Consider the following 5,043-nt stretch of genomic DNA (forward strand, 5'->3'; position numbering starts at 1 on the left):
ATCGCGATATTAATGCGGCCAATAATATCCTTGCTGCGGGCGGACATGCCCGTCTCGATGGAGGAATCACCGTCCCTTTAGGTCGGTGAGGATGTCAAGTAACTAAGCGTGGAAGCGAAACGATGTCTGCGCTCAAGTCACTACCTATTTCAAAGCTAATATCTCTATCAAACCAAACGCGAAGACTGCTGTGAGCAGTGCAGAATTTCTTGCAGTATCTCTAGCGCATCTTTGCAAAGGCTTTCACTCTTGTTGTAGAACTTCTTAGCAGTCGAGCGCTGACCGCCATGGATAGCGAAGCGAAGGCGGTTAGTCCGCGATAGTCGACGTCGTCTGCCTATTCGTAGTTGAGAGCGTGAGCGAACGACGGAGAAGACTTGGGCTTGGATGCCCAAAACAAACTTTCGCAAAAATAGCGACTCCCCGGTCAAACTCAAACTGTTCGTATTCTTCTTCGCTTAACCAATTTTGCAGCTTCCTGTTCTGAACGTTTTCTCTACGCTTTAATTTCTCAGATATTACTTCCAGTTTTGCGAGACGTTTGGTTCCTTCAGTAGTTAATTTGCGGTGTGGATTATTGTTGCCTAAACGTTCTTGCAGTAATCTGCAAAGATTACGGTTATATTTTATTGTCAAACCATTCACTCATTTTTTATTTTTCTAATTATGTTAGCTTGCATTATTAGAGCGCTAGAAAGGTTCAATCCAAGATATTCTTTAGTCTTTTAGTTATATCAGGATTATTGATTTTGATATTTGCAAGAACATTTTCGAGCTGCTCAAGAGCTATCTCAATTTTAGGATTTTTATTGTTAAAGATTTGCTCAACTGGCATTAAGGCATTCGCATCTACGAACCTAAAATCCTTTGCAGAAATTGTTGAACCAATATTGTAAATAGGTTCAGACTTAAGGACTGATGCAGCTCTATTTATTTTGAAAGCCACCATACTTTCTACAACTTCTACACTCCAAAATCTTCTTTCCGCTTTATCTTTTTCAAAATTCCCAAACCTCATATTGACCTTATCAATATGCTCTTTGACATACTCAATGAATGAGAAACTCACATCACCAAACCCCTTCATATAAGAAGTATGAGTGTCCTCAACAACAATTAGCCCGCCATCTTTCATGTGAGGTAGCAGGCTTTCTGTTGTAATTATTTGTTGACTATACGTATGTCCTCCATCGTCTAGAACAATATCAATTTCTCCAACATCATTTACAAATTCTTCCCAAAAATTCTTATCAGATTGGCTTCCAATATATATTTCAAAACCCTCTTTTTCCCATTTTTTTGCTTCTGGATTTAAGTCAACACCAATAATTCTAGCGTTAGATCCAAAATAGTCCCTCCACATAAAAAGAGATCCACCATCAAGAATACCAATCTCTACAAAAGTTATATCTTTATCTCTGTAAGCATCAAAAAAATAATCATAACTGTCAAAATAAGTCGTGTGTTTGTAGCTCACATAGGGGCTATTCATATAGGATTTGTATGACGCTGTCTTTTTCACTGGTTTTTCCGCCCTTCAGCTAGCGAGTCTTTCAGCATCCCAGCAGCAAACCCAAACTCCTTACAAAGCTCTTTAACTTTCTTCAAAGCGACAGTACGTTCGTTCTTCTTTGCTTCAGCCATCTGCTGCTGAATTGCTTCCATCTCAGCTTTAAGTTCGTCATATGATTTCATCACACATCTCCTTTGAGAAAGTGTCTATGTCATCATATAGATTTTAACGAATGTAGGGAAGCACGTTTTTCCTACGTCCGCTGACCGCCATGGAGAGCGAAGTGAGGGCGGTTAGTCCCCGATAGTCGACGCCGTCTGCCTATTCGTAGTTGAGAGCGCGAGCGGACGACGAAGAAGATGCAGCAGCGGCTTTATGTCGGCGTAGGACTCCCCGGTTGTAAGTGTTGCTGTGTATTTATCTGCACACAGTGCACAACTAAACGACATCGAGTTTGCCAACGAAGGTTGAAGCCAACGGATTTTGTCAGCACACGTAGCGTTCTTGCAGAGGCGTTCAAAAGCGGTAGCTTCGTAATCGCTATACAAAACAAGACGCATGATAAGTCTGTGGATGATGAAGCTGCGTAGCACACTGTGTAATGCTACGTAGTTGCGTTGGTACTTAGGCAAGTAAACGGTAATAGCCCAACCATACCGAAACTTAGCAGCAGCTAAGAAGGCTTGTTACACAGTGGCTGATAAGCAACTCACACGCCAAACAGCGAACCGGGAAACGATCTGGAAGGAAAAGTTCGTGAACTGAATTTGACCTGACAGACACCTTTTGAAAAATCGGTAACTGTCAGATCAAGTCTGGATTACTACAGTTTATGGCATCCCTGCCACCAGCCCCTCTTCGGAGGGGTTTTTCGTGTCTATGGTCTGGTGGTTGTAGGGGAAAATCGTCCCGAGTCACTGCTAAGAGGCTTGGATCAAAAACTCGGTCGCCATGGCCACAGGTTTGCGACGCCGCTTAATCTCCTTAACTTCTACCAGGCCGTAGCGCTTCATTGTATTCATTGCACCTCTATTTAATAACGCCGTGACTTCTAAGCGAATCGTCCACCGCTCTCCAGAAGTCTTCTAATAACTGGGCCGCAGAGTCGAACTCATAAGGGACGCCCTTGCAGTTCATATCTTCATGGTGGTGATCGTAGTCAAGTTGATCGCATTGTCATCGACGACCAGAATGCTCAGACCTGCCAGCGCCCCCCCTTACCGTCTCAATAGCAGCCACAGAGATCGATTTTTCATTAGGAGGTTCTGCTTCCGCAACTTAAGTTTCAGTCAGATACCAACGGTATGGGTGGTTGTGCTGGCGACATCAGTAGTGAGACCATGAATGTAGAGCCCTCGCCTGGTGCGCTAGTGAGGTGAATCTCACCCCCCCATCAATGCAACCAATCGTTGGCAGATCGCCAATCCCAGTCCCGTTCCCCCATAACGCCGGGTTATCGAGCCATCACACTGTTGAAACGGCTGAAACAGACCCTGCTGCTGATCAGAGGTAATACCGATATCGGTATCACTAACAGTGAATTTCAGGGCAGTCCCCTCGTCTCTTCCTCTCTCAACTTCCACATGCAAATGGTCTAATTCTTTTATCGGTCTTTTCTGTTCGTTAATTGAAAAAGCGTTGCGTCTTTGTACAGCGGGATTTTATTAAATCTTGGATTTCGTTATAGATGACACAGTCGCCATACTGATCACCGAGCACCTGTGCCGTCTGTGCGGCTAGCTCTGGTAGAGATTCACTAAACTCTTTGAGTTTTTTCTCGATCAGGCGGTACTTGATGCCAACCTCTTCGGCAAAGGCCTGCCACTTTCGTTCAATGATCCACTCAGGCCGGTTCTCACCGCCTATCTTCATGGCCATACGTTCCGCCAGATCTGGATAGATGGCGGTACACATGAGGTCGTAGAAAGGAGCGAGCTGTGGTCCTGAATCCGTCAGCAGTAGTGAGATATTTTTTGCGTGTGCATCGGCATTACCGACAAGGACGTTAAAGATCACCCAATCCAACAGACTGGCGATATCGGCAGCTGGTTGAATACTCTGATCTCGCACAAGGTCAAAACACTGAGCAAGGCTTGGTCCACCCTCAGCTTCGTATTTTGTGTCTGGAGGTACGCCAAGTGCCTGACAGAAATCTTCTTGATGGATACGGAACAGATTCCCTGCAGCGTTTACTTCGCGATCGTAACGGTTCACCAAATAGAGTGACTTGGCATGCTGCAGAATCTGTGACTCAGGCACATTTAGCCCAACTGTCCGAGCCAGCTGCATGCAGAATGTTTCATTCTCCACGCTATGCGCTACACGCTCGATCGGCGGCTTCAATATATGGCTGCTCGCTGCCCCCCCCATCGGCAGGTGAACAGCCTCACTATCAAAAAAGACCGGCAACTTGTTCTGTGCACCGGCCAACGATAGGCGAATGCCAACCTCACCGGCTAACATGGGTCGATTGTGTAGGTCATCAATGAGCTGATTGAGTTCGTCGTCCCCTAACCGGCGATAGTCTGGGTGTCCATCAGGCAGTTTATCGTCGGACAACAGACTGACTGCACCTGCACATTCGCCACCTACAGCCTCCAGCAGTGCAAAGTCGTTCTGCTCGGACAGACCCAGACGGCGGGCAATGGCCCGGCGCACCTCGGATTCGGGCAACAGATTGGCAAAGAAAGGCCGAGCCTGGGCATCGTTAAACGCCTCTGGCTGTAACTGCAAGTGAATAGAGAGCGGGACCGAATTTGCTTTCATTAGCCATGCCTCTGTGTATTGGAAGAGAAAGCGACGCCCCTCATCCAGCCACAGCGTGCCGACACGCTGATCACGGAGGAAGACGTTTAACGGCTGGTTCATCTACCCGACGCCTGACGCTGCCAACCACGAGGGTGGAGCGACAACTCTACCCCCAAGCACTGAAGCACCTTGAGGACCTTGCCCAGCTCAATGGTGGGCTTGCCTTTCTCCAGGTCGGACATAAAGCGCACACCGACACCGCAGAGGCTGGCGAAGTCTGCCTGGGTAGCTCCTTGCTGTTTGCGATGCGCGCGGACGGCTTGCCCCAATGCGCTTGGGCTATCTATATTCCCGTACGGTAGTGTATATTTTTTATCCATGGCTCGAATGCTTAATATTTCCTGTTCGGGAATATTGACTCACCCAAAGTTCGATTGCAACAAATTATTCCCGTTCGGGAATCTACGCTGGCTCCCAGCGGATGCGGAATATGGCATGAATCAGGGTTTTCTGCTTCATGCGCCGCTCCAGTGCCCCAATAAACTGATCGCGTTTGGCCTCGATATCATCCTCCACATCGAAGATCTCCTGGCGCTGGCGACGCTGCTTGCGCTCCAGCCCCTTGAGTTCCTCTTGTAGGGTCTTCTATTCGGCCACGGTTTCGGCCATGCGCGAACGACGTTCTTAAACGGCCTTTTCATCATCTACCCCGCCCACCACGCTCCAGTACAATCTCGGGCATCTTCGGACCTCGTTCGATCTCCCTTGTCTGTACCCGCTCT

The 5,043-nt window shown here is 47.4% G+C and carries 5 protein-coding genes; all 5 read right to left on the minus strand.

Annotated elements, in window-relative coordinates:
• Window positions 1-700: 700 nt before the first annotated feature.
• The gene (locus BOW52_RS16485; protein ID WP_078485177.1) at window positions 701-1,492 is read right to left on the minus strand and encodes a class I SAM-dependent methyltransferase; all 792 of its coding nucleotides are present in this window, start codon (window positions 1,490-1,492) and stop codon (window positions 701-703) included.
• 26 nt (window positions 1,493-1,518) lie between these two features.
• Entirely contained in the window at window positions 1,519-1,695 is a 177-nt protein-coding gene (locus tag BOW52_RS16490; RefSeq protein WP_078485178.1) for an H-NS family nucleoid-associated regulatory protein, read from the minus strand.
• Window positions 1,696-2,895: 1,200 nt separating this feature from the next.
• Window positions 2,896-3,096, minus strand: a complete 201-nt coding sequence (locus BOW52_RS17600; protein ID WP_330359773.1) for an ATP-binding protein — start codon at window positions 3,094-3,096, stop codon at window positions 2,896-2,898.
• A gap of 40 nt (window positions 3,097-3,136) precedes the next feature.
• Complete coding sequence (locus BOW52_RS16500; protein ID WP_078485179.1) at window positions 3,137-4,381, minus strand: type II toxin-antitoxin system HipA family toxin; 1,245 nt, start codon at window positions 4,379-4,381, stop codon at window positions 3,137-3,139.
• Window positions 4,378-4,590, minus strand: a complete 213-nt coding sequence (locus tag BOW52_RS16505) for a helix-turn-helix transcriptional regulator (RefSeq protein WP_236725796.1) — start codon at window positions 4,588-4,590, stop codon at window positions 4,378-4,380. The genes BOW52_RS16500 and BOW52_RS16505 overlap by 4 nt, the downstream gene beginning before the upstream one ends.
• Window positions 4,591-5,043: the final 453 nt, after the last annotated feature.

The sequence above is a fragment of the Solemya pervernicosa gill symbiont genome (genome assembly GCF_002020875.1).
GTDB lineage: Bacteria > Pseudomonadota > Gammaproteobacteria.

Excerpts from the sequence above, each read along its gene's own strand:
- BOW52_RS16490 (WP_078485178.1), bottom strand. The coding sequence starts at position 1,695 with ATGAAATCATATGACGAACTTAAAGCTGAGATGGAAGCAATTCAGCAG.
- BOW52_RS16485 (WP_078485177.1), bottom strand. The coding sequence starts at position 1,492 with ATGAATAGCCCCTATGTGAGCTACAAACACACGACTTATTTTGACAGT.
- BOW52_RS16500 (WP_078485179.1), bottom strand. The coding sequence starts at position 4,381 with ATGAACCAGCCGTTAAACGTCTTCCTCCGTGATCAGCGTGTCGGCACG.